A 3,545-nucleotide genomic window follows, 5' to 3' on the forward strand; every position below is an offset into this window, starting at 1 on the left:
CAGGGCGAATGGGTGCGCGACATCAAGAGCGCCGACTGGCCGGGTGTGGCCCGCCTGTGCGCTGAGTTGCTGTCCACCCGCACCAAAGACCTGCGCCTGGCCGGCTGGATGACCGAAGCGCTGTCTCACACCCGTGGTTTTGCTGGCATGGCCGAGGGTCTGACGGTCTGTGCAGATCTGAGCGAAACCTTCTGGGATGCTCTGCACCCACAGGCGGACGAGGACGCCCCCGCCGATCAGCTTGGCGAGCACTTCGAACAGCGCATCGGCAACCTGACCTGGTTGATGACGCAGGTAGCAGAACTGGCCCAGACGCAGCCCTTGATCGTGGGCAAGGCCGATGGCGCTGCGTTTGGGCGCCGCCTCATCGAAGCCGTGCGCTCGCGCAAGCACTCAGATGCCGACACCGATCAGGAGCCGAACGAGGCACAGATCGCACAGGCGCTGGCGCAGACGCCGGCTGATGCGCTGTTGGCGTCGTTGGACGGAGCGCAGGCAGCGTTGGACGCCCTGGCCCGACTGCAAACCGTGGTCGATGCCCAATTGGGTGTGGATGGCCCGAACTTCAGCAATGCCCGTAACGCCTTGAGCGACGCAAACCACCTGCTCAAACGCTTTGCCAAGGAACGCGGGCTGTTGCAGACCAGTGAGGCAGACCCAGCCGAAGCCGCCAATACGGCCGATGCTTCAGGAACCAGTGCACCCGCCTTCACCGGCGGTGCTCCCGCCACTCGCGCCCAGGCCCTGGCGCAGCTGCGCCAGGTCCCCGAGTACTTCCGCCGCACCGAGCCACACAGCCCGGTGGCTTATCTGGCAGACAAGGCTGCCAAGTGGGGCGAGGTGCCGCTGCACCAGTGGCTGCGCAGCGTGCTCAAGGACCCGGCTTCGCTGGCGCAGATCGAAGAGCTGCTGGGCGTGGAGCCGCCGCCGTCTGATTCCTGAGCTTATGGCAGTGGGTAGCATGCGCGCATAACCGCTGTGAGCGCATCTGAAACCCTGGCCGTTGACGCCCTCACCAGCCGGCTGGACTTTGCCCGGCTGCTGGACCAGCGCCACCGGCTCATGCAGGTCCAAACCGCATTGCCGGCGCTGTCGCTGATCCCCGAGCGCGTGGTGATGCGAGAAGCCGTGGGCCAGCCGTTCGAGCTGCAATTGCAGTGCTTGTCCACCAGCGCGCACCTGGAGCTCAAGACCCTGCTCGGTGAGCAGATCTCGCTCAAGCTCCTGCAGTCCGATGGCGCCTATGTGCCCTGGCACGGCTACGTATTCGAAGCCGCGCAACTGGGCGCCGATGGCGGCCTGGCGCGCTACGCGCTGACCATGCGGCCGTGGCTCTCGGCCCTGGCCCTGCGCCGCAACAGCCGCGTGTTCCACGACCAGACCGCGATACAGGTGATCGAGGCGGTGTTGGCCGACCACCAGCCGCAATCGAACTGGCGCTTTGAGGTGTCCGAGCCCCTGCGCGTGCGCAGCCTGTGCACGCAGTACCGGGAGACCGACCTGGCGTTCGTGCAGCGCCTGCTGGCCGCCGAAGGGATGTCGTACCACTTTGAGCACCTGGACGGCCAGGCCGCCGCCGACGCAGATGCGGCGCAACACGCCAGACATGTGATGGTGATCACCGACCGGCTGGCCCAGCGCCCAGCCCTGGGCACGGTGCGCTTCACCAGCCAGCACGCCACGGCCGGCCTGGGCGGCCAGCGCGACAGCATCACCGCCTTCATGGCACAGCGCGATCTGGCGCCCAACGCGGTGACCCTGGCCGCCTGGGACTACAAGCGCCTGGCCGGCTTGACCGCTGAAGACGCCAGCACCCTGGACCTGGGCGAGCTGCCCGTGCTGCAGGTGTACGACGGCAGCGGCGCTTACCGCTACGAGAGTCCTGAACATGCCCAGCGCGCCGCCGCCCTGGCGCTGGCCGCGCTGGAGCTGGACTTCAAACGCTTCGAAGGCCAGGGCAGCGCCCGCCACTTCAAGGCCGGGCACAGCTTCGAGCTGATCGATCATCCCCTGTACGGCGCCAACAGCAGCGCCTTCAACTACAGCGGCGCCCTGCTCGCTTCGCACCAGCGCGCCACCCAGTCCCAGCACAACGCCTTCACCCTGCTGGCGGTGGAACACCACTGCGCCAACAACCTGGGCGCCGATCTGGCCGCGCTGCTGGGCCACAGCGATATCGAGCACGGCACCTACAAGAACCACTTCCACTGCGCCCCAGCGGCCGCGGTGGTGGTGCCTCGCCACCTTCCGCAGCCCACCGCCTGGGGGGTGCAGAGCGCCACCGTGGTGGGTCTGTCAGAAGAGCCGGTGGAGACCGAGCGCGATCACCGCATCCGGGTGCGCTTTGCCTGGCAGGACGCCAGCGGGGGCGCCGCTGGCGAGAACACAGGCAACTTCCCCACCAATGCCCCGGGCACCTGGGTGCGTGTCGCCGCACCGTGGGCCGGGGCCAACTGGGGCGCATCCCTGGTGCCGCGCATCGGCTCCGAGGTGGCCATCGAGTTCATCGAAGGAGACATCGACCGCCCGGTGGTCGTGGGTGCGCTGTACAACGGCGCGGACGCGCCGCCCTTTGCCGCCGGGGTCGATTCGGGCGTGAACCACAGTGGCGTGCTCTCGGGCTGGCACACCCACAGCCTCGATCAGTGTGGGTTCAACCAGTGGGTGCTGGACGACGCCACCGGCCAGCTGCGCATGCGCCTGGCCTGCAGCTACACCGCGGCCGAGGTAGGCCTGGGCCACCTGATCGGCCAGAACCCGGCCAGCGCCCAGCGCGGTGCCTGGCGCGGCTCGGGCTTTGAAGCGGCCAGCCAGGGCTGGGGCGTGCTGCGAGCGGCGCAAGGCCTGCTGATTTCCACCAGTGCGCGCAGTGGCACCTACGGCAGCGCGCAGAGCACGCAGATGGACGCCAGCGAAGCGGTCGCCCAGCTCAAGGGCGCGCGAGACCTGGGTCAACGCCTCTCAGATGCGGCGGCCCACAGCGGCGCGCTGGCTCTGCACAGCCACGACGGCGGCACCAGCGTGCAGCAACTGACCGAGCAGATCGACCCGCAAGCCCAGGGCAAGCTCGGTGGCAGCCTCAACGGACAAAACGCGGTGTTCGACCCCGCGGGCAGCCGTGACGGCAGCACGCCGGTGCACCAGTTCGCACAACCGGTCGCGGTGCTCGACACACCCAGCAGCCTGGTCCTGGCCAGCGACGGTCCCATCGCCCAGTACGCAAGCGAGCACCTGGGCCACGTGTCCCAGGGCGACGTGCAGCTCAGCGCCGCGCACACCGCATCACAGGTCAGCGGTCAGACCACCAGCCTGTTCACCCACACTGGCGGCCTGCAGGTCAAGGCCGCCAACGGCCCGGTGAGCCTGCGCGCCCACACCGACACGCTGCAGCTGCTGGCCAACAAAGACATCCAGATCCTCAGCGTCAACAGCGAGATCACCGTCAGCGCCCAGAGCAAGATCGAACTCATCGGCGCCGATTCAGGCATCACGCTAGAGGGCGGCAACATCACCTTCACCACGCCGGGAACCTGGAACGCCAAGGG

General features: G+C 68.2%; 2 protein-coding genes. Both read left to right on the forward strand.

Translation table 11 applies throughout. From position 1 onward, the window contains the following. Positions 1-942 (forward strand): type VI secretion system protein TssA (gene tssA / locus ACR2JA_RS12620; protein ID WP_434009431.1); only part of this gene is annotated, 942 nt, incomplete at its 5' end. 36 nt (positions 943-978) lie between these two features. Beyond that, a partial coding sequence (locus ACR2JA_RS12625) for a type VI secretion system Vgr family protein (RefSeq protein WP_434009432.1) occupies positions 979-3,545 on the forward strand: 2,567 nt, incomplete at its 3' end.

The sequence above is a fragment of the Hydrogenophaga sp. genome (assembly GCF_051007235.1).
Lineage (GTDB): Bacteria > Pseudomonadota > Gammaproteobacteria > Burkholderiales > Burkholderiaceae_C > Hydrogenophaga.